We start from the raw sequence: 20,175 nt of genomic DNA, 5'->3' as shown, positions 1-20,175 counted from the left end.
GTGAGGCGCAGGAGATCGGGGTCAGTCGAGAGGCAGGTCGAACGCGACGAGCGTGCCGAGGCTGGGTGAGGAGTTCAGGAAGAACGTCCCGCCCGCGGCGTCCGCGCGTTCGGCGAGATGACGCAGACCACGGGTGGCGACGCCTTGGGGAACGCCGGAACCGTTGTCCCGGACGCGGAGTTTCACTCCGCCGGAGTCCCTGGTCAGTGTCACGCGGGTTTCGCTGGCGCCGGAGTGTCTGACCACATTGGACAGTGCTTCGCGCAGAGCGGCCCGGATGTGGTCGGCGCGTTCCGCGGGGACGTCGGCGAATTCGCCGGACAACTCCAGGGTCGGCGGGTAGCCGAGCAGCTCGCCGGCGATACGAACCTCGCCGCGCGCCGACTCGGCAAGGTCGGCGGGCGTGCCGGTGTCGTGGCGAGGCTCGGGTGAGCGCAGCGCGCGCACGGTGCCGCGGATTTCTTCGATGGTCTGGTCGAGCTGGTCGATGGCGTCGGACAGCCGGGCCCCATCGGCTTGGGCGAACCGCTTGCGCATGTTGCGCCGGACGCGGTCCAGCTGCATGCCGGCACCGTAGAGCCGCTGGACGATGACGTCGTGCAGCTCGCGGGCAATGCGTTCGCGCTCTTCGTAGAGAGCAACCCGGTGGCGGGCGTTGGCGCCTTCGGCGAGCGCAAGGACAACGCCGGCTTGCGCGGCGAAGGCCACGAGCATCTCGACGGTCCCGGCGGAGAAGGGTTCACGCCCCTGTTTCCGGTAGACGGTGAGCGACCCGAGAACCCGCCCCCCGGACCCGAACGGCGCGGCCGCGAAAGGCCCGTAGCCATGAAGTTCGGCGGGCACATAGGGCGCGGTGCGCGGATCGACGGTGAAGTCTTCGCTGGAGACGGGTTCCCCACCGCGGGCCACCTGCCCGGCCGCGGAGTCGGCGGGAAGGGCCAGACCCCGCAAGGACTCCCCGGCGGACGCTGGGCCCAGGAGCGACGCCGGATCCGGGCTGCCGGCCGGCTGGGTGGAGTCGCCACGAGCTTCGCCCGCCTGCGAGCTGGGGGCAGCGGCGGCGGTCGGGGTCGGGCCGCTGGTTGCCGGTGCGGCGGATGCTCCGGTACCACTCGGGTCACCGGCCAACGGAGCGGCAGCCACGGCGGCGGCTGCGGTGTCACTCGGGTCGCCGGCCAGCGTGCTTGCGTTGGTGCCCGCCCCTGGGCCACCGGCCGCCCGCGCGGCCGAACCAGTCGCGGTTGGGCTCCCGGCCAGCTCGCTGCGACTGGTACCCAGCGCTGGGCTACCAGCCGCCGGCGCGCTGGCGGCGGGCGCGGCCGGGTCGCCGGTCAGCTTGCCGCCGTAGGCGCTCAACGCCAGGCCTTCTGCCGGACCGCCGGTCGCCGGTGCGGCCGAGCCGGTTGCCGTCGGGCCGCTGGCCCGCTCGCCGCCGCTGGTACCCGGCGCCGGGTCGCTGGCCGCCGGTGCGGGGGCGGCCGGCTGGGTGTTGCCCTCCGTTGCCGGGTGGGCCGTTGCGTAGTGGGCGGCTTCGACCACCACCCGGCCGTCCTCCGTACTGACCATGGCCAGGCCCAGGTCGGCGTCGGCCAGTTCGGCCGCTCGGGCCACGACCGTGTCCAGCACCGCTCCCGGGTCGTCGCCGGACAGGGCGGTGCTCGTTATCTCGGTGGCCGCGGACAGTGCCCGCGCGGCAAGCGTCGGATCCATGAGTTCCGTCATTATCGCGCGGCGCGAGGGCGGTGCGGCAAGGACACAGCGGGAATCGATCACGGCACCGGCACCCGGGTGACGACCCGGCCGTCGCGGACCTCGAGGACCACGTCCGCTCCGGCCGCCTCCTCGGCGAGATGTGTCACGTGCACCACCGTCCGGCCCGCCAGCGCCTCCCGCAGGTGCGCCCGGACCGCCTGGGCCGTTGCCTCGTCCAGGTGCGCGGTCGGCTCGTCCAGCAGCACGAGCCCCGCCGACGGCGCCCCGAGCAGGGCCCGCGCCAGCGCCACCCGCTGCGCCTGGCCGCCGGACAGTCCGGCGCCGCCGCTGGCGAGCACCGTCTCCGGTGAGACGTCGGTCAGCGCCGCGGCGTGCAACGCCGAGCGCAGCTCCCCCTCCGTCGCCGTCGGGCGGGCCAGCCGGAGGTTCTCGGCGATCGTCGTCGCCGCGAGCATCGGCTCCTGCGGCGCCCACGCCACCCCCTCGGGGACGGCGACCACCCCACGCCGCGGGGGGAGGAAGCCCAACAACGCGGCGACGAGCGTCGACTTGCCCGCTCCGCTCGGGCCGACCACCGCCGCGTACGTGCCCGGTGCCAGATCGACGTCGACGTCGTGCAGCACCACCGGTCCGCCCGGCCAGCCGAGGTCCGCGCCCCGCAGCTCGACACGATCCCCGTGTGAAGTGAGCACAGGCGCCTCCGGCACGTCGGCGAGACGGCGACGAGCTCGCTGCAACGTGTCCCAGTGCTGCGCCACCGGCGGCAGCAGCGCCAGGACCTCCACCAGCGCGAGCGGCACCAGCGCCAGCAGCGGCGCCAGGACCGGGTCGAGCCGTCCGCCCGCGACCGCCGCCGCGGCAAGCGCTGTGCTGACCACCGCCGCCGCGCCGCAGACCAGCGTGACCAGGGCTTCCGCCGCCCCCGCGCCGAACGCCTGCCGACGCGCCTGCGTCGCCAGGCGCGTGTCGGCGGCTTCGAGTGCGTGGCGGTGGTTCCCTGCGGCGCCGAACGCCAGCAGCTCGGCCGCCGCTTCGAACATCACCAGGACTCGCGCGGCCACCTCACGACGGCCCGCCGCCAGCGCGGACGTCGCCCGGCGCTCGGCGCGCAGGGCGACCCACGGCGCGCACAGCCCGAGGGCCACCGCCGCCGCGAGCGTCACTCCCGCGGCCGGCAGCACCCACGTCTGCACGGCGATCGCCCCGGCCGCGACCAGCGCGACCACCAGCGGCGGGGACACCACGCGCGGCAGGAGGTCGCGCACGGTGTCGACGTCGCCGACCAGCCGGCGTTGCCCCTCGCCCGCACGCAGGCTGCGCGCCGGCCCGAGCCGGACCAGGGAATTCCACAGCCGCACCCGGACGCGGGCGGCGATGCGGAACGCGGCGTCGTGCGTGACCAGCCGTTCGACGTACCGGAGCCCCGCGCGGCCGAGCCCGAACGCGCGGACGCCGACGACCGCCACCGTCAACGTCAGGATCGGCGGCTGCTGGGACGCCTTCGCGATGAGCCAGCCCGACGTCGCCGTCAGCGCCACCCCGGCCAGCAGCGCGAGCGCGCCCAGTGCGGCGCCGCCGAAGAGCCGGCCGTCGAGGAGCGCGCGCCACCTCAGCGGCGCGGCCGAAGAGTCCACTGTGGACGTCTCGGGAGCAGCCGCGACGTCGGGCGGCAGGTCGACCGCCGCGGTGCGCTCATGGGCTGCGATGACGGCCGCCGCACCGCTGTCGACGGCGCGCTGCACCGCGTCGAGCACCAGGCGCGCGCTCGCTTCGTCGAGGTGGGCCGTCGGCTCGTCGAGCAGCAGCAACCAGGCCCCGCACCGCACCCGGTGCAACGCCCGGGCGACGGCGACACGCTGACGCTGGCCCAGTGACAGCCGGGAAACCGGCCGGTCGGCCAGCCCGGCCAGCCCGAGTTCGGCGAGCACCGCGCCGGACGAGCCCACCTCCTCGCGGACTGTCCCGCCGGTGAACACCGGTGACTGCGGCACCCAGGCGACCTGCGAGCGCCAGCGGGCGAGGTCGGCGTCGGCGAGGTTCGTCGACCCGACCGTGATGGCCCCGTCGTGCGCCGGGACGAAGCCGAGCAGCGCCGAGAGCGTCGTCGACTTGCCGCCGCCGCTCGGGGCGCGGAGCCAAACCGTCTCGCCGGGCCGGACCGCGAACGACTCGCCGTCCGGGGCGAACTCGCCGCGTCGCGCGACGCGCAGGGACGACACGCGCAGCTCGCCGCGAGAAGGGATCGCGGTCCCGGCCGCGGGCGCCGGCAGAGCCAGCAGATCGGCGACCCGCCGGACCGCTTCGACGCCGTCCTCGCTGGCGTGGAACGCGGCACCGACCGCGCGCAGCGGCTGGTAGCACTCCGGCGCGAGGATCAGCACGCCGAGCCCGATGGCCAGTGGCAGGTGGCCGCCGGCGAGCCGGACGCCGATCACCACCGCGACGAGCGCCACCGAGAGCGTCGCGACCAGTTCGAGCACGAACGCCGAGGAGAAGGCGACCTTCAACGTCTTGAGCGTTGCGCGGCGGTGGCGTTCGGACAGCTGCCGGACCGTCTCGGCCTGCGCCGCGGCCCGGCGGAACGCGGTCAGCACCGGCAGCACGCGCACGAGCTCCAGCAGCCGTCCGGACATCCGGTGCGTCGCGTCGGTCGCGCCGGCGACGCGGTCGGCGGTGTACTTGCCGACGAGGATGGCGAACACCGGCAGCAGCGGCACGGTCAGCGCGACGATCACGCCGGACGGCCAGTCGGCGAACAGGATCGCCGCGCCGGCGCCGAGGGGCACGACGGCCGCCGTCACCAATGCGGGCAGGTACTCGCGGAAGTAGGCGTCGAGCGCGTCGAGGCCGCGGGTCGTCAACGCGGTCAGCTCGCCGTGGCCGCGCTGGGCGATCCACTCGGGACCCAGGCGCAGCGCGTGGTCGACGGCCTTGGCCCGCAGCTCGCGTTGCGCGGTCGCGGCGGCGCGGGCGGAGACCGTGCGCACCGCCCAGCCGGTCAGCGCGCGCGTCGCGACGAGCACGAGCAGCGCGGCCGGCTGGGCGGTGCTTCCCCCGGATCCTGCTCCGACGATCGCCGCGAGGACGTCGGCGAGCAGGAATGCCTGTGCCACCAATGCGGCGGCGTTGACGAACGACAGGAAGCCCACCAGGGCCAGCGCTCGGCGCACCGCCGGCACGAGAGCCGGCAACGCGCCGAGCGGGCCCTTTCCCGGTCGCGCCGAGTCCGTTGTGGACTCCGAGGCGGGAAGAGGAGCGCGTCCGGGAAGCTGTGCCGACCGGGGTTCCGCCCCGGAAGCACCGACAAGCTTTGTCATGGTGCGTGGACCGCCGGGATGTGCTGGGTGCCGATCCGCTTGCGGAACACCCAGTACGTCCAGCCCTGGTAGATCAGCACGGCCGGGGCGCCGAAGACGGCGACCCACGTCATCACGGTCAGCGTGTACGGGCTCGAGGCGGCGCCCTCGATGGTGAGCGTGTTGGCGGTGTCGATGGTCGAGGGCAGGACGTTCGGGAAGAGCGAGCCGAACATGACCACCGCGGCCCCGGCGATGACGACGCCGAGCGCGGCGAACGCCTGCCCGTCGCGGTCGGCGCGCAGCCGCAGCCAGGCGACCACCGCGGCGACGGCGCTGATCCCGAACGCGAGCAGCGTCCACAACGTGCCCGCGCGCCACTGGACGACCGACAGGAACGCGACCATCGGCAGCATGGCGATCGGCAGCAGCCTGAGCGCCAGTGTGCGGGCACGTTCCCGCAGGTCACCGCTGGTTTTGAGGGCGAGGAACGCGGCGCCGTGGGTGATCGAGAAGGCGGCGATCGCGACCGCGCCGAGCAACGTGTCCCAGCGGACGGCGGCGAACGCGGAGCCGACCCGGTTGCCGTCGGCGTCCAGCGGCAGGCCGAGGACGGTGGTGGCGAGGATCAGGCCGACCCCGAGCGGCGGGATCCACGAGCCGGCCATGATGACCCGGTCCCAGGTGCGCCGCCAGCGCTCGGAGTCGACCTTGCCGCGGTAGTCGAAGGCGACGCCGCGGCCGATCAGGGCGAGCAGCACGAGCAGGAGCGGCAGGTAGGCGGCCGAGAACAGGCCCGCGTACCAGGCCGGGAAGGCGGCGAACGTGGCTCCGGCGGCGACGATGAGCCAGACCTCGTTGCCGTCCCACACGGGCCCGATGGTGTTGACCAGGACCCGGCGCTCGATGTCGTCTCGCCCGAGCACCGGGAGCAGCATGCCCACACCGAAATCGAAGCCTTCGAGGAAGAGGTAGCCGAGCCAGAAGAAGGCGATGACGACGAACCAGGCGATTTCGAGGCTCATCGCGCACCTCCGGCCGGCCGGTGGCCGTGAGTTATCCACAGGTGGGGGAGTTGTCCACAGACGAACTGTGGGTAACTCGACAGAGTGGTCACGTCGACACTCATCGTCAGCACCTCAGTAGGCGAAGGCGAGGGTGTCCTCGCCCGGTTTGTCGGAGTCCGTCGGCTTCGGCGGCGGCATCACCGCGTCGACGCCGCCGCGGACGTACTTCCGCATCAGGTACAGCTCGACCACGCCGAGGGCCGCGTACACCGTGGTCAGCGCGATCAGCGACGTCCACACCTCGCCCGTCGTCAGCCGGGAGACCGCCTGGGCGGTGAACATCCACACGCCGTCCACCCCGGTCGGGTTGGGGACGACCACGAACGGCTGACGGCCCATCTCGGTGAAGATCCAGCCCGCGCTGTTGCCGAGGAACGGCGTGGCGATGCCGCCGAGGACCAGCCACGGGAACCAGCGGCCGCCCGGGACGCGGCCCTTGCGGGTCAGCCACAGGGCCAGGACGCCGATGCCCGCCGAGACCGCGCCGAAGCCGATCATCATGCGGAAGCCCCAGTACGTCACCGGCAGGTTGGGCACGTAGTCGATCGGCTTGCCGGCCAGCGACCCCAGCGCCGGGTCGTCCGGGTAGTTCGTGCCGTACTTGGCCTGGTACTCCGTCACCAGGTTCTCCACGCCCTTGACCTCGGTCTTGAAGTCGTTGTGCGCCAGGAACGACAGCAGCGCGGGCACGTTGAACGTCTTGACGTCTTCGCAGTTCGCGCCGGACACGTCGCCGATCGCGATGATCGAGAAGCTCGCCGGCTTTTCCGTGTGGCACAGCGCTTCCGCCGACGCCATCTTCATCGGCTGCTGCTCGAACATCAGCTTGCCCTGCGTGTCGCCGGTGATCGCGAGGACCGCGAACGCCGCCACGCCGACCCAGCCGCCGAGGCGCAACGACGAGCGCCACACGTCAAGATGGTCGCCGCGCCGCCACAGGTGCCAGCCCGCGACCCCCACCAGGAAGGCCGCCGCCACCGAGAACGCGCCGGCCAGGGTGTGCGGGATCGCGGCCAGCGCCGTGTTGTTCGTCAGCACCGCCCAGATCGAGTTCATGGTCGGCTTGCCGTTCTCGAACGTCACGCCCACCGGGTGCTGCATCCACGAGTTCGCGGCCAGGATGAAGTACGCCGACGCCATCGTGGCCAGCGAAAACGCCCACGCGCAGGCCAGGTGGACCTTCTTCGGCAGCCGGTCCCAGCCGAAGATCCACAGGCCGAGGAACGTCGATTCGACGAAGAAGGCGACGAGTCCTTCCATCGCGAGCGGCGCGCCGAAGACGTCGCCGACGAAGCGGGAGTACGCGCTCCAGTTCATCCCGAACTGGAACTCCTGCACGATCCCGGTCACCACGCCCATGGCGAAGTTGACCAGCAGCAGCTTGCCCCAGAACTTGGTCATCTTCAGGTGCCGCAGCTCGCCGGTGCGGACCCAGCGGGTCTGCATCGCCGCGACCAGGATCGACAGCCCGATGGTCAGCGGGACCATCAGGAAGTGGTAGACGGTGGTGATGCCGAACTGCCACCGCGCTAGCTCAAGGACCTCCACGTGGTCCAGCGTGCTCCGGGGTCCCGGCCGCGGCCAGATCAACTGGTCCCGTCCGGGCCGGGACCAACGTCCTGGGTGAGCTACAGCTGGTCGAGCGCCGCCCGCGCCTCGTCCGCCACGGCCCGCCGCGGGCCCGCATCGCCGAGCTCGAGGACGTGCCGCAGGGCCAGGGCGTACGCGGTGTCGAAGGCCTTGTCCGCGGCGACCGGGATGTTCGGCGGCACGCCGATGCCCTCCCAGTTCTCCCCCGTCGTCGGGTCGTACGAGCGGGCGATCGACACCGTCACGTCCAGGTAGGTGTCCACTTTGAACTGTTCACGCGGGTGGGCGCCGCCCCGCGTCGGCTCGCCGACGGTCTTCGCGCGCCCCTGCCGCTGCAGCGAGAAGGCGAGATCTTCGCCGCCGGAGAACGTCGCCGGGCCGGTGAGCACCCAGATCGGCTTGGTGCCGCCGAACTTCGGGCCCGGCACGTACGGCAGCGTCCACATCTGGGTGACGCGGTCGTCCTCGCGCTCGTAGATGTCGAGGTAGTGGGTCCGCTCGTCGACGAGGTAGCTCTGCAGGAACGCGCTCGTGTCGGGGGTGCCGCCCCGGTTGCGCCGCACGTCGAGCAGCAGCGCATCGGTCGGCGCGACCAGCGTCATCGCCGCCGAGACCGCCGGCGCCGCGAGGTCGAGGGGGTAGAGCAGGGTCGTGTCGAGGTAGCCGACGTTGCCCGGGAGCCGCCGCACCGACGCGATCCCGAAGTTCTCCAGCTCGGCCGCCCGCCGGAAGTCCGCCGACGCGTGCTCCGCGTCACCGTCCTCGGCCACCGGGTCGGCGTGGTGGCGCAGCCGCAGGTGCTTGTCGTCGTTCACCGACTGGAGGTCCGCTGTGACGGCCGTCGCGAAGTCCGCGTCCCCGAGGTCTGCGTACGCCCCTTCGTCGAGGCGTGCGCGAAGTACCTCCGCGAGCTTCGCGGCAACGTCCGGGAAGACGTAGTGAGCGTCCAACCGGCGGATGACCTCTTCGACCTGCGCAGCACGCGCCTGTGACCCCATGCCGGTCAACCTACCGCAGGCCACAACCGAAAATTCGGCACGCCGAAGAAAGTTGTGCGCCGCCCCTGGACAACGAATTCATGGCCGCCGATCGGGCAATTTCGCGGAAGCCATCAGCTTGCTTCTTTCCTGATCTCCCCTTTATCGTTGCAGTGAAAGGGGCGAAAGAATACTCATGACTACCGCTATGGTGGCGCTGATCAGCGCGTTCGGCTTGGTTCTCGCCGTGGAACTGCCGGACAAGACGCTCGTCGCGACCTTGGTGCTGACCACCCGTTTCCGGGGCTGGCCGGTTTTCGCCGGGGTGTGCGCCGCGTTCGCCGTGCAATGCGTCATAGCGGTCTCGTTCGGCAGCGTGTTGACACTGTTACCGGATGTCGTCCTCTCGCTGGTGGTCGCCGCAATGTTCGGCCTCGGCTCTTTCATGCTCCTTCGCGAGGGATTCAGCAAGGCCGACGAAGCGGGCGATGACGCGTCGCGCGTCGGGCCGGCGCCGCAGTCCTTCCTCCGCTCGGCGATGACGTCCTTCGGTGTGCTCTTCGCGGCCGAGTGGGGCGATGCCTCCCAGCTCGCGACGGCGAGTCTCGCCGCCCGCATCGGCAACCCCTTCGCCGTCGGCGTCGGCGCCTTCACCGCGCTCGTCGTGGTGGCCGGGCTCGCCGTGTTCATCGGCGCGAAGATCCGCAGCCGGATCAAGCCGAAGCTGATCCAGCGCTGTGCCGGGTTCGCGTTCGCCGGGTTCGCCGCCTTCGCCCTGGTCCAGCTGACCTTCTGACCGATCCTTCACAGGTTCGCCCGGTAACCTTTCGGAAACGAAAGGGAGAGCACCAGGTGAACAAGCCTTCGAGCGCGGTCTCGCCGCTACACGGCCGCTTCGCGCTCGGCGGCATCGGCCTCGCCGTGACCATCTCCATCGACCTGCACCTGCGGCTGTCCGGCCAGGTCAGCCCGATCTGGCAGACGCTCTCGGAGTACGTCTACGGCAAGCTCGGCACCTCCTCGGCGGCTCCGCTGTTCAGCGTGATGTGCCTGGCGCTGTCCCTCGGCTCGGTCGCCCTGCTCGCCGGGATCGCGAAGGCCCACCGCCCGGGCACCACCGCCGTCTGCGTGCTGCTCGGCGTCTGGTCGGCCGGCCTGCTCGTGTGCGGTCTCGTGCCGGTCGACCCGAACGGCCAGGCGCGTTCGCTCGCCGGGCAGGTCCACAACATCGCCGCTCTGACGGCGTTCATCGCGCTGCCCGTGGCCGCGTTCGTGCTGACGAAGAACGGCCGCGAGCGCTGCCCGTGGGAACCCCGCCGAACGACGATCCGGCGCCTGGCCACGGCGAGCTTCGTCAGCGTCGGCGTGGTGCTGGGCGGGTTCGTCCTGACGCTCGTCCTCGGCCCGGCCCAGCAGGACGTCACGCTGGGCCTCTTCGAGCGCCTCCTGTTCACCGTCGACGTCGCCCTGCTGCTGACGATGGTCCGGCCGCTGCTGGCGGTCTCGCGGCGCTAGGAGGCGTCCGTCTTCAGGATGTCCGCCAGCCGGGTGGCGGCCACGACGACCTGGGGGCCCACTTCGGCCGCCTTCAGCGGCTCCATCGAGACGACGCCGACGCTCGCCCGCAGCCCCGGCACCCCGCGCACGGGCGCCGCGACGCCCGACGCGCCCGCCTGGAGCTCACCCACCGAGGTCACCCAGCCGTCGCCTCCGGGACGCAGGGTCATCGCCTTGCCGGCCGCGCCGGCGGTCAGCGGGTGCCGGCTGCCGACGCGATAGGCGACGTGAAAATTCGTCCACGACGGCTCGACGACAGCCACCGCAAGCGCTTGCGTCCCCTGGGCGACCGACAGGTGGGCGGTCGCACCGACCTTCTCGGCCAGCTCGCGCAGCACCGGGCCGGCGGCGTCCCGCAGCTGCGGGAGCACCTGCCCGGCCAGCCGGAGCAGCCCGACGCCGAGCCGGACCTTCGTGCCGTCCCGCCAGACCAGGCCGCGTTCGGACAACGGCACGAGCAGCCGGTAGACGGCCGCGCGGCTGGCCCCGATGGCCACGGCCAGCTCGGAGATGGTCGCCGCGTCGCCGCCGGCGTCGGCCACTGCCTGCAGCAGCGCCAAGCCGCGGTCGAGCGTCAGCGACCCCTCCCGGCTGGTCACAGCAAGCCGAGTTCGCCCAGGTCGGTGACCGGCTCCTCGAACGACGCCGCCGCGTAGGACGCGAAGAGCGCCCGCACGGCCTTCGCGGCCGGCTCGGACAGCGCCCGCGCCTCGTCGGCCAGCGCCTGGGCGTCGGTCGACTCCAGCGCCGCCCGGACGTCGCCGCCGGCCAGGCTGCGCGCCGAGGCGACGAGCAGGTTGAGGAAGCCGTGGTGCACGAACCCGGTGCGCGGGTCGGTGTGCCGGACCGCGCGGTGCAGGCTGTTGGTCGCCTTGAACGACGCCCCGGCGGACCCGCTGACGACGGCGAGGAAGTCCGCCACCTCGTCGACGCTGGGGAAGTTCTCGCCCGCCTGCCCGCCGCAGCGGATCTTCGGCCAGCTGCCGTGCTCGATCACCTTCCGGACGCCCTCGAGCCAGCCGACGCCGCGCCGCGGCTCGACCACCCGGATGACGTCCTCGGGGACGAACTCCGAGACGCGCTCGAGCCACACCTCGTCGACGTCCGACGGCGCGGGCATCTCGACCATCCGCAGCGCGAGCAGCTCACTGCGCGACTCGACGATCGAGATCGCCTTGGGGACACCGCCGAGGCCGGTGTCGATGATCAGCGAAAGCGGCAGCGGCTGCTTCGGTTTGATCTTGATCAGCTCGGTGATGAGCTCGGGCAGCCGCGAGGCCTGGCAGAGGAAAACCCCCAGTACACCGGCGTGTTCGGAGTCCCGGCTGGCGAAGTGCGCGCGCAGCGCTTCGGGCATGGCCGCATCGCCCGGGGGGAAGAGCGCCGAGTCGTCGACGAGCCTCGCGAACAGGGGAGGAATTCCACGGGGGCCGGGGGGCGTGAGTTCCACAGCGCTTGACACGACTGACACGCTAGTAGCGTACGACATCAGGACAAAATCGTTCGCACAACGGACACGTCAGAAGGGGACGTCGATGCCTTACTTCCGGCGAGTAGGCGAGCTTCCGCACAAGCGGCACACCGCGTTCCGGAAGCCGGACGGCGGCCTCTACGCCGAGGAGCTGATGGGCGTCGAGGGCTTCTCCGCCGACTCCGCGCTGCTCTACCACCGCGGCCTGCCGACGGCGATCGTCGACGCCGTCGCGGTCGAGGAGGACCGCGGGTCGCTCACCCCGAACCACCCGCTCAAGCCGCGGGCCTACCAGACCCGGGACCTCAAGTTCGGCGGCGAAGCCGACGCGGTGACCGACCGGCGCCGGCTGTTCGGCAACAGCGACGTCACCATCGGGTTCGTCACGGCGACCGCGCCCAGCCCGCTGTACCGCAACGCGGCCGGCGACGAGCTGTTCTACGTCCACGGCGGCTCCGCGACGTTCGAGACGATCTACGGCCGGCTGGAGGTCGGCGACGGCGACTACGTCGTCATCCCGACGTCGTGCACCTACCGGGTCGTCCCGCACGGCGAGGTCAACCTCTTCACCCTCGAAGCGCGCGGCCACATCGGGCCGCCCAAGCGCTACCTGTCGGCGAAGGGGCAGTTCCTGGAGCACTCGCCGTACTGCGAGCGCGACATCCGCGGGCCGTCGGAGCCGCTGCTGGAAGACGGCGAGGACGTCGAGGTGCTCGTGCGGCACCGCGCCGGGCTGACCCGCTACACGTACGCCACGCACCCCTTCGACGTCGTCGGCTGGGACGGCTGCCTCTACCCGTGGGTGTTCAACATCGACGACTTCGAGCCGATCACCGGCCGCGTCCACCAGCCGCCGCCCGTGCACCAGACGTTCGAGGGCCCGAACTTCGTCGTCTGCTCCTTCTGCCCGCGGAAGGTCGACTACCACGAGGACTCGATCCCGGTGCCGTACAACCACGCGAACGTCGACTCCGACGAGCTGATGTTCTACGTGCGCGGCAACTACGAGGCCCGCAAGGGCTCGGGGATCGGGATCGGCTCGCTCTCGCTGCACCCGTCCGGCTTCACGCACGGCCCGCAGCCGGGCGCGGCGGAGGCGTCGATCGGCGCGGAGTTCTTCGACGAGACCGCGGTCATGGTCGACACGTTCGCGCCGCTGGAACTCGGCGAAGCCGCCGACGCGTCCGAAGACCCCGGCTACGCCTGGACGTGGTCGCGCCGCGGCCCTAAGTCGTAGTCAAGTTTCGGAAATACCGTCCCATCCCCGTTCCGGCGCCCGGATAATGGAATTCCGGGTGGCGGAACGGGGAGGCACGATGATCAATTCCCAACCAACGCGACGCAAGAGGAAGATTCTCCCGTTCCTGGCCGCGATCGTGGTGGCCATCGCCCTGATCATCGGCATCCGGTACTGGACCAGCGGTTCGAGTGACGAGGCCGACGCGCCGAAGTGCTCGGGCGCGGACGCGATCGCGCTCACCATCGCTTCGTCGCCGGAGAAGGCCGGCATCGTCCAAGAGGCCGCGAAGGCCTACTCCGGACGGACCGTCGCCGGGCACTGCGTCGACGTCGTCGTGAAGTCGAAGTCGTCCGGCGTGGCGATGCAGGCGCTGGCGAACGGCTGGAACGAGGCCACCGACGGGCCGCGCCCGGACGTCTGGACGCCGGCCGCGAGCGGCTGGGTCAACCTGCTGCGCGTCAACGCGAAGGGCGACACCGGCTCGCTCGTGCCGGACGGCGACGCACCGTCGGTCGCCAACGCGCCGCTGGTCGTCGCGATGCCGAAGCCGATGGCCGAGGCGCTCGGCTGGCCCGGCAAGGCGATCGGCTGGAAGGACCTCGCCGGGCTGGCGACCGACCCCGCGGGCTGGGCGAAGTACGGCCACCCGGAGTGGGGCAAGTTCCGGCTGGGGAAGACGAACCCGAACATCTCGACGTCGGGGCTGAACGCCACGATCGGCGCCTACTACGCGGCCACCGGCACGTCGTCCGACCTCACCACGGCCGCGCTCGAGAAGCCGGACGCGAAGCAGTTCGTCACGAACATCGAGCAGGCGATCGTGCACTACGGCGACACCACGCTCACCTTCCTGACCAACCTGCAGAAGGCCGACGACAAGGGCGCGGCGCTGTCGTACATCTCGGCGGTCACCGTCGAGGAGAACTCGCTGGTCGGCTACAACCAGGGCAACCCGACGAACGACCCGGCCAAGGTCGGGCAGCACAGGCCGCCGAAGGTGCCGCTGGTGGCGATCTACCCCGGTGACGGGACGCTGAACTCCGACCACCCGTTCGTCACGCTGAACTGGGCCGACGCCACGCGCAAGCAGATCGCCGCCGACTTCCTCGGCTACCTGCGCCAGAACGAGACGCAGGCGAAGTTCGCCGCCCTCGGCTTCCGGTCGTTCGAAGGCAAGCCGGGCCCGCAGGCGACGCCGGCCAACGGCGTCCAGCCGGACGCGAAGATCACCTTCCTGCGGCCGCCGTCGCCGTCGGTGCTGTCGAAGCTGCTGGCCTCGTGGACCGACCTGCGCAAGAAGGCGAACGTGCTGCTCGTCGTGGACGTCTCGGGCTCGATGGGTGACGCGGTCAAGGGCACCGGCAAGAGCAAGATCGACCTGGCGAAGCAGGCCGCGATCGACTCGCTCGGCCAGTTCGTGCCGCGCGACCAGGTCGGGCTCTGGCAGTTCTCGACCCACCTCGACGGCGACAAGGACTACCAGGAGCTGCTCCCGGTGCAGGCGCTCGGCACCGGCGGCAAGGAGACTCTGGCCATGCGGCTGAGCGGGCTGACGCCCCAGTCCGGCACCGGGCTGTACGACTCGTCGCTGGCCGCGTACGAGTACATGAACGCCCACTTGGACCCGGCGGCGATCAACGCGGTCGTGGTGCTCACCGACGGCCGCAACGAAGACTCCGGCGGCGTCGACCTCGAGCACCTGGTGCCGCAGCTGCGGCCGGAGGGCAACGCGGAGACGGTCCGCCTGTTCACGATCGCCTACGGCTCGGACGCCGACCAGGACGTGCTGAAGCAGATCGCCGAAGCGACCGCCGGCTCGGAGTACGATTCGTCCAAACCGGACTCGATCAACCAGGTGTTCACCTCCGTGATTTCCAACTTCTGATGAAGTTCGCCCGTGAGCTCGCCGAACCGTGGGGGCTGCTGCTCGCCGCCACGTCGGCCGGGGTGGCGTGGGCCGTGCAGCTGCCGGTCGTCGCCGCCGTCGGGGTCGGGGTGGCGGTGCTCGCCGCGCGGGCGGGCGTGGCGACGCTGGGCGGCGAGAAGGACGAGCCTCCCCCGCGGGAAGCACGCGTGCTGGACGTCGCGCCCGGGTCGGCCGAGGAGAACTGGCTGCACCGGGCGGAGGGCGCGGCCGAGGGGTTCGGCTCGCTCAGCGCCTCCCTCGCCGCCGGCCCGCTCGCCGAGCGCGTCGCCGACATGGAGCCGGTGGTCCGGGAGACGCTGTCGACGCTGCGGCGGCTGGCCGGCCGCGCGTCGGCGACCGGGCAGGCGCTGGCCAGGGTCGACCTCGACGCCGTCACGCACGAACGACGCCGGCTGCAGCGCGACTTGCGCACGGCGAACCCCGAGGTCCGCGGCGACCTCGAGCAGGCACTGACGGCGGTCCAGGCCCAGGCGGACGTGCACGCGCGCCTGTCCGGCGCCCGGGACAAGCTGCTGGCCCAGCTGCAGTCCGGCGCGCTCGGCCTGGACAGCCTGGTGGCCAGGGTCGCGGAGCTGACGGCGGCGACGGCGGACGTCACCGTGGACACCGGCGCGGTCCGGGAGCTGAGCGACCAGCTGGAGGGCATCCGGCAGGGCGTGCAGGAGACCGAAGAGGCGACGCGGAAGTCGCTGGGTTAAGCGGCCACCGGCGTCCGGTCGCGGCGGGGCAGCAGCAGCGGCGTCGCCAGCGCGAGGACCCCGGCGATCCCGATCGCCACGCGCGGGCCGGTGAGGCCGGCGAGCAGGCCCCAGACCGCGGTCAGCGTGGCGATCGCCGCTTTCGTGCTGACCGCCCACGCCGAGAGCGCCCGGGCGATGCGGTCCGCCGGGAGCTGCTCCAGCCGGTAGGTCGCGAGCACCGGGTTGAAGACGCTGCAGCTGACGATCAGGCCGAGTTCGACGGCCATGACGTACCCCAGCCCGCCGGTGCCGGCCGGGATGAAGGGCAGCAAGAGCAGCCAGCACGCCCGGACCGCGCCGGCCGCCAGCAGGACGGGGTGCCGGCCGAACCGCTCGACGAGCCGCGGGGTCAGCCGCGAGCCGGCGAGCCCGCCGAGGCACGGGACGGCGAACGCGAGCCCGTACTGCCACGGCGCGAACCCGAGCTGGTTCAGCATCAGCACGGCGAGCAGCGGCTCGGTCCCCATGACCAGGCCGTTGAACAGCATGGTGTTGAACAGCAGCGGCCGCAGTCCCGGGTGGGCCAGCAGGAAGCGCCACCCGTCGGCGAGGTCGCGCGGGCGAAGCCGGGTGGCGGTGCGCGGACGCGGCTCGTCCCCGCCGATCGCGCGGATCCCGAGCGCGGAGAGCAGGAAGCTGACGGCGTTGGCGACCACCGACGTCACCGGGCCGAACAGCGCGAACGCGGCCCCGCCGAGCGGCGGCCCGAGCGCGGTGGCGGTCCAGTTCGTGGATTCGAACCGGCCGTTCGCGACGAGCAGGTCTTCCGGCGGCACCAGTCCCTTGAGAAAGGCGCCGCTGGCGGAGGTGAAGGTGATGTCCGCGGCGGCGACGACCACCGAGACGGCCAGGAGCTGGGCGAAGCTCAGCACGCCGAGGGCGTAGGCGGCCGGAACGCTGACCAGCGCGCCGAACCGGACCAGATCCATGCCCACCATGACCGGCCGCTTCCGGCGCCGGTCGACCCACGGCCCCAGCGGCACGGCGACGAGCGCACCGACGGCCGGCCCGACGGCGGCGAGTGCCGAAACGGCCGTGGGCCCGGCGTGCAGGACGAGGATGGCGAGCATCGGGAAGGCCCCGAAGCCGAGCCACGTCCCGAACGCGCTCACGGCGTAAGCCGACCAGAGCCACCTGAACCGCGGTCCCAGCGACCGCCCGCGCATCACCGGGAGATCAAAGCGGGGAACGGCCACGCGGGGCAAACAACCGACGCGGCGGCAAGCCACAACGCGGCGTTGTGAATCTAGAGTCGGGCGTCGTGGACCTCGATGCCGTGCGCACCTTCGTCGCCGCCGTGGAGGCGGGCCGGTTCCAGGACGCCGCCACCGGCCTGTCGATCACGCAGCAGGCCGTTTCGAAGCGCATCGCCGCGCTGGAGAAGGCGCTCGGGGTGCGGCTGTTCACGCGCACCGCTCGCGGGGCCGTGCTCACCGGGGACGGCGAAGCCTTCCTGCCCCACGCCCGCGAGCTGCTGTCCGCCGAGCTGCGCGCGCTCGCCTCGGTGCGCGGCGGGCCGCTCCGGGTCGACGTCATCGGCCGGCGGCTGTGCCCGGCCACGCTGCTGCGTGGCTTCCACGAGGCGCACCCGGACGTCGCGTTGGAGGTCGCGACGCTCTTCGACACCGCGATCGCCGCTCTCCGGGAGGGCTCGATCGATGCCACCTTCCGCGCGGTCGTCGCGCTGCCGGAGGACCTCGATGCCCAGTGGGTGCTCGACGAGCCGATCCAGCTGTTGTGCGGCTCCCGGCATCCGCTGGCCGGAGCGCCGTCGGTGGCTCCGGCCGAGCTCGCCGGGCACCGGATCCGGCTGCCCGGCGTGGTGCCCGGGACCGAGTGGGGCGCCTACTACGCCGCATTCGCGGCCGCGTTCGACCTGTGGATCGACGCGGCCGGGCCGAACTTCGGCACCGAGGTCGTGCTGGACACGATCGCCGAGTCGGCGGAAGTGGTGACCTTGGTCGGGGCGGGCAGCCGGGTGTGGTGGCCGCCCGGGCACGACCTGCGGCGCGTGCCGATCGAGGCGCCCGTGCCGGTGTACCCGCATTCCCTGCTGTGGCGCCGGGGCAACGCGCACCCCGGCCTCGCCGCCCTCCGGCGGCACCTCGCGACGAGCGAGCGCGTCGCCGGCGCGTGGCGGCCGAGCTGGGCCGCTCAGCCGAGCCAGACCGTACCCAGGACCGGGTAGCCCGGCAGGCCCGTCTTGGCCGCGCCCGGCCGGGGGACGCCCGCGATCCAGAGGCGGCCCGTCGCCGCGATGTTCGCCGCCATCGACGGGTCCGCCTTGGAGAGGCGGAACGGGACCACGCGGCCGTCGGCCAGCATGGTCAGGCCGCTCAGCCTGGCCACGCCGTGGCGGCTCATGCGGACCGGGCCGTCGAGGACCGCGCGCAGCTCCGTCCAGTGGTCCGCCGGCAGCGGTCGGCGGTACGCGGTCGCGCGGAACGCGGTCACCGACGCACCGAGCACCGCGCCGGCCCCGAACGGCCACGCGAGCCAGCCCACGACCGGGAGGCCGAGCCCGACCCAGACCGCGAACGCGGCGAGGACCAGCAGGAACGCCGCCGTCGCCCGCAGGTCGCGGGCGAGCTGGTGGCGGTGCGCGGTCAGCACGGGGTCGAGCCTCGGTGACCCGGACCCGGCCGGTTCCGGCATCGGCACCGCACCCGGCGGCGGCCCGTCGTGGATGGTGGCGCGGCGGAGCCGCACCACGCCGGAGAAGCCGACGAACACCTTCGGGCCCCGCCCCAGCAGCCAGACCCGCCGGTGCCCGGCCACCAGCAGGCGGTGCGCTTCGTCGAGCCGGACGCGCAGCCACCGGCCGTCCGGCAGGCGCACGCCGACCGTCCGGCCGGCCGCGACCAGGCCGTCGGCGGTGACGTCCACCTGCCGGAAGGCTTCCCGCTTCAGCCGTGTCTCGGGCACCCGGCCGTACGCCCGGTAGAGCCACCACGCTTCGATCGCGCCGGCCAGCGCGAACGTGCCGACCGGCAGCGCGACCCCCGCGCCGGCGACGAACTGGGCGATGCCGAACACCAGGAAGAACCCGGCCACCAGCCGCCGGTTCGCGGTGTCGCCGAGGCGGTCGAGGTACTCGCCGAAGATCGGGAGGGCACCGGACGGCATGGCGGGGTCGAGTTCGAACGCGCGCACGCGTTCGGGAAGCGGGACGATCGGCACGATGAGCCCCCACCCGGGTCGGCACTGATACCCGCCTTTTCGACGAAGTGGGCACCGGCGTTACCAAATGCTCCGATCGGCGGAAGGGAGGTGACCGCTACGACTATCCAGACCGGCGAGTTCAGGTTAGGCTCACCTAAGTAGGAGGTGAGCCGTGACCGAGGCCCCCACATCCGTCCGCCGCCCGCCGGCACCGAATCCCGCCGAGCGCGCCAAGACGATCGCGACCCGCAACGGCCCCGCGTCGTTGCTGCCCACCTGCGACCGCGCGGACCTGAACGGCGAGCGCGTCGTCCCCGTCCTGCACCACGTGCACCACAGCGGCAGCGTCAGCGTGCTGCTGCCCGACGACCACCCGATGGTCCGTGCGGCGAAGCAGACCCAGCGCGGGGAGCTGGCCGTGATGGTCGAGGTCGCCGACCAGGCCCCGGTCGACCTGCGGGAACCCATCCGCGGGCTGCTGTGGATCACCGGCTGGCTGCGGCCGCTCTCCCCGGTTTCGGCCCGCGCGCGGGCGGTGGCGATCGCCGAGACGCGGCCGGACGAGCGGCTCCTCGACGTCGGCCACGGCGTCACGCTGCTGCGGCTCACGCCGGCTTCGCTCGTGCTCGCCGACGCCGAAGGCACGCACTCGCTGCGCCCGCACACGTTCAGCGCCGCGCCGCCCGACCCGTTCCACGACTACGAGGCCGGGTGGCTGCGGCACCTGGAGAGCGACCACTCCGACGTCGTCGAGCAGCTGGCGAAGCACCTGCCGGCGGCGTTGCGCGGCGGCCGGATCCGCCCGCTCGGGCTCGACCGGTTCGGGCTGCGGCTGCGCGTCGAGTCCGAAACGGGCGACCACGACGTGCGGCTGGCGTTCTCGAAGTCCGTCGACAACCCGGCGCAGCTCGCGTCCGAACTGCGGCGGCTGGTCGGCTGCCCGTTCCTGCGCGGGCGGTCAGGCTAGCTCGGCGGGGAAGCCGCCCTTCGCGATCGGCCCCCAGCTCTCGATGGTGACGCGGATGATGCTCTTGCCCTGCTTGACCATGGCCTCGCGGTATTCGTCCCAGTCCGGGTGTTCGCCCGAAATGCTGCGGAAGTAGTCCACGAGCGGCTCGACCGAATCCGGGACGTCCAGCACCTCGGCGACGCCGTTCACCTGCACCCACTGGTCGTTCCACTCGTCGGAGAGGATGCAGGCGGAGACCTTCGGGTCGCGCTTGACGTTCACCACCTTCGCGCGCTTCGGGTAGGTCGAGACGACCAGCCTGCCCTCGGCGTCTACGCCGCAGGTGACCGGCGAGAGCTGCGGGCCGCCGTCGGCCTTCGTGGTCAGCAGGATGGCGCGGTGGCGGGTCGACAGGAATTCGACCAGCGCGGCGCGGTCGACGGTTTCGTTGGTGGCGATGCTCCTGGGCATACCCCGAAGGTAGCG

17 protein-coding genes and 1 pseudogene are annotated in these 20,175 nt (G+C 72.4%); 7 read left to right on the top strand and 11 right to left on the bottom strand.

Translation table 11 applies throughout. From position 1 onward, the window contains the following. Positions 1–21 precede the first annotated feature (21 nt). The 6 genes and pseudogenes from AB0F52_RS08005 to AB0F52_RS07980 all read right to left on the bottom strand — a co-directional run bounded on the left by AB0F52_RS08005 (position 22) and on the right by AB0F52_RS07980 (position 8,664). The gene (locus AB0F52_RS08005) at positions 22–951 is read right to left on the bottom strand and encodes a histidine kinase (protein WP_360166636.1); all 930 of its coding nucleotides are present in this window, start codon (positions 949–951) and stop codon (positions 22–24) included. A 570-nt stretch (positions 952–1,521) separates the two neighbouring features. Next, positions 1,522–1,710: pseudogene (locus AB0F52_RS08000) on the bottom strand (sensor histidine kinase); the annotation flags it as partial. A 59-nt stretch (positions 1,711–1,769) separates the two neighbouring features. Then, complete coding sequence (gene cydD, locus AB0F52_RS07995; RefSeq protein WP_360165981.1) at positions 1,770–5,030, bottom strand: thiol reductant ABC exporter subunit CydD; 3,261 nt, start codon at positions 5,028–5,030, stop codon at positions 1,770–1,772. After that, positions 5,027–6,034 carry a cytochrome d ubiquinol oxidase subunit II gene (cydB, locus tag AB0F52_RS07990; RefSeq protein WP_360165978.1) on the bottom strand — a complete coding sequence of 336 codons (1,008 nt, stop codon included), beginning with the start codon at positions 6,032–6,034 and terminating at the stop codon, positions 5,027–5,029. The genes cydD and cydB overlap by 4 nt, the downstream gene beginning before the upstream one ends. 114 nt (positions 6,035–6,148) lie before the next feature. Then, positions 6,149–7,624: a cytochrome ubiquinol oxidase subunit I gene (locus AB0F52_RS07985; RefSeq protein WP_360165975.1), complete on the bottom strand. Its 1,476-nt coding sequence runs from the start codon at positions 7,622–7,624 to the stop codon at positions 6,149–6,151. Positions 7,625–7,704: 80 nt separating this feature from the next. Further along, the gene (locus AB0F52_RS07980) at positions 7,705–8,664 is read right to left on the bottom strand and encodes a S41 family peptidase (RefSeq protein ID WP_360165972.1); all 960 of its coding nucleotides are present in this window, start codon (positions 8,662–8,664) and stop codon (positions 7,705–7,707) included. Positions 8,665–8,851: 187 nt separating this feature from the next. Between AB0F52_RS07980 and AB0F52_RS07975 the strand changes: the two genes are divergently transcribed. Next, on the top strand, positions 8,852–9,439 hold the full coding sequence (locus AB0F52_RS07975; RefSeq protein WP_360165969.1) for a TMEM165/GDT1 family protein: 588 nt from the start codon (positions 8,852–8,854) through the stop codon (positions 9,437–9,439). A 56-nt stretch (positions 9,440–9,495) separates the two neighbouring features. Further along, positions 9,496–10,158 carry a DUF998 domain-containing protein gene (locus AB0F52_RS07970; protein WP_360165966.1) on the top strand — a complete coding sequence of 221 codons (663 nt, stop codon included), beginning with the start codon at positions 9,496–9,498 and terminating at the stop codon, positions 10,156–10,158. Here AB0F52_RS07970 and AB0F52_RS07965 read toward each other — a convergent pair. Both AB0F52_RS07965 and AB0F52_RS07960 read right to left on the bottom strand, forming a co-directional pair. After that, positions 10,155–10,799, bottom strand: a complete 645-nt coding sequence (locus tag AB0F52_RS07965) for a helix-turn-helix domain-containing protein (RefSeq protein WP_360165963.1) — start codon at positions 10,797–10,799, stop codon at positions 10,155–10,157. The two genes, AB0F52_RS07970 and AB0F52_RS07965, sit on opposite strands and share 4 nt — an antisense overlap. Beyond that, on the bottom strand, positions 10,796–11,650 hold the full coding sequence (locus AB0F52_RS07960; protein ID WP_360166633.1) for a hypothetical protein: 855 nt from the start codon (positions 11,648–11,650) through the stop codon (positions 10,796–10,798). Before AB0F52_RS07960 ends, AB0F52_RS07965 begins: the two co-directional genes overlap by 4 nt. A gap of 85 nt (positions 11,651–11,735) precedes the next feature. On the opposite strand from AB0F52_RS07960, the gene AB0F52_RS07955 reads away from it, so the two are divergent. The 3 genes from AB0F52_RS07955 to AB0F52_RS07945 all read left to right on the top strand — a co-directional run bounded on the left by AB0F52_RS07955 (position 11,736) and on the right by AB0F52_RS07945 (position 15,536). After that, positions 11,736–12,908: a homogentisate 1,2-dioxygenase domain-containing protein gene (locus tag AB0F52_RS07955; protein ID WP_360165960.1), complete on the top strand. Its 1,173-nt coding sequence runs from the start codon at positions 11,736–11,738 to the stop codon at positions 12,906–12,908. A gap of 79 nt (positions 12,909–12,987) precedes the next feature. Beyond that, complete coding sequence (locus AB0F52_RS07950) at positions 12,988–14,796, top strand: substrate-binding and VWA domain-containing protein (protein WP_360165957.1); 1,809 nt, start codon at positions 12,988–12,990, stop codon at positions 14,794–14,796. Next, positions 14,796–15,536 carry a hypothetical protein gene (locus AB0F52_RS07945; protein WP_360165954.1) on the top strand — a complete coding sequence of 247 codons (741 nt, stop codon included), beginning with the start codon at positions 14,796–14,798 and terminating at the stop codon, positions 15,534–15,536. The genes AB0F52_RS07950 and AB0F52_RS07945 overlap by 1 nt, the downstream gene beginning before the upstream one ends. Here AB0F52_RS07945 and AB0F52_RS07940 read toward each other — a convergent pair. Beyond that, positions 15,533–16,747 carry an MFS transporter gene (locus AB0F52_RS07940; RefSeq protein ID WP_360165951.1) on the bottom strand — a complete coding sequence of 405 codons (1,215 nt, stop codon included), beginning with the start codon at positions 16,745–16,747 and terminating at the stop codon, positions 15,533–15,535. The genes AB0F52_RS07945 and AB0F52_RS07940 overlap by 4 nt on opposite strands. A 92-nt stretch (positions 16,748–16,839) precedes the next feature. Here AB0F52_RS07940 and AB0F52_RS07935 point away from each other — a divergent pair, with 92 nt between their 5' ends. Beyond that, entirely contained in the window at positions 16,840–17,766 is a 927-nt protein-coding gene (locus AB0F52_RS07935) for a LysR family transcriptional regulator (RefSeq protein ID WP_360165948.1), read from the top strand. On the opposite strand, the gene AB0F52_RS07930 is transcribed toward AB0F52_RS07935, so the two are convergent. Then, the gene (locus AB0F52_RS07930; protein ID WP_360165946.1) at positions 17,733–18,758 is read right to left on the bottom strand and encodes a hypothetical protein; all 1,026 of its coding nucleotides are present in this window, start codon (positions 18,756–18,758) and stop codon (positions 17,733–17,735) included. The genes AB0F52_RS07935 and AB0F52_RS07930 overlap by 34 nt on opposite strands. A 154-nt stretch (positions 18,759–18,912) precedes the next feature. Here AB0F52_RS07930 and AB0F52_RS07925 point away from each other — a divergent pair, with 154 nt between their 5' ends. Continuing rightward, positions 18,913–19,707 carry a DUF2470 domain-containing protein gene (locus tag AB0F52_RS07925; protein WP_360165943.1) on the top strand — a complete coding sequence of 265 codons (795 nt, stop codon included), beginning with the start codon at positions 18,913–18,915 and terminating at the stop codon, positions 19,705–19,707. Here AB0F52_RS07925 and AB0F52_RS07920 read toward each other — a convergent pair. Next, positions 19,699–20,160, bottom strand: coding sequence for a PPOX class F420-dependent oxidoreductase (locus AB0F52_RS07920; RefSeq protein ID WP_360165940.1), 462 nt, complete (start codon positions 20,158–20,160; stop codon positions 19,699–19,701). The two genes, AB0F52_RS07925 and AB0F52_RS07920, sit on opposite strands and share 9 nt — an antisense overlap. Positions 20,161–20,175: the final 15 nt, after the last annotated feature.

Origin of the sequence: Amycolatopsis sp. NPDC024027 (genome assembly GCF_040638975.1) — a bacterium.
Taxonomy (GTDB): Bacteria; Actinomycetota; Actinomycetes; order Mycobacteriales; family Pseudonocardiaceae; genus Amycolatopsis.
The sequence above is the reverse complement of the archived record's forward strand: the minus strand, read 5'-3'. Positions and strand labels throughout refer to the sequence as shown.

Coding starts and splice junctions, on each gene's coding strand:
- cydD (WP_360165981.1), bottom strand. CDS start 5,030: ATGACAAAGCTTGTCGGTGCTTCCGGGGCGGAACCCCGGTCGGCACAG.
- cydB (WP_360165978.1), bottom strand. CDS start 6,034: ATGAGCCTCGAAATCGCCTGGTTCGTCGTCATCGCCTTCTTCTGGCTC.
- AB0F52_RS07980 (WP_360165972.1), bottom strand. CDS start 8,664: ATGGGGTCACAGGCGCGTGCTGCGCAGGTCGAAGAGGTCATCCGCCGG.
- AB0F52_RS07975 (WP_360165969.1), top strand. CDS start 8,852: ATGGTGGCGCTGATCAGCGCGTTCGGCTTGGTTCTCGCCGTGGAACTG.
- AB0F52_RS07955 (WP_360165960.1), top strand. CDS start 11,736: ATGCCTTACTTCCGGCGAGTAGGCGAGCTTCCGCACAAGCGGCACACC.
- AB0F52_RS07950 (WP_360165957.1), top strand. CDS start 12,988: ATGATCAATTCCCAACCAACGCGACGCAAGAGGAAGATTCTCCCGTTC.
- AB0F52_RS07945 (WP_360165954.1), top strand. CDS start 14,796: ATGAAGTTCGCCCGTGAGCTCGCCGAACCGTGGGGGCTGCTGCTCGCC.
- AB0F52_RS07920 (WP_360165940.1), bottom strand. CDS start 20,160: ATGCCCAGGAGCATCGCCACCAACGAAACCGTCGACCGCGCCGCGCTG.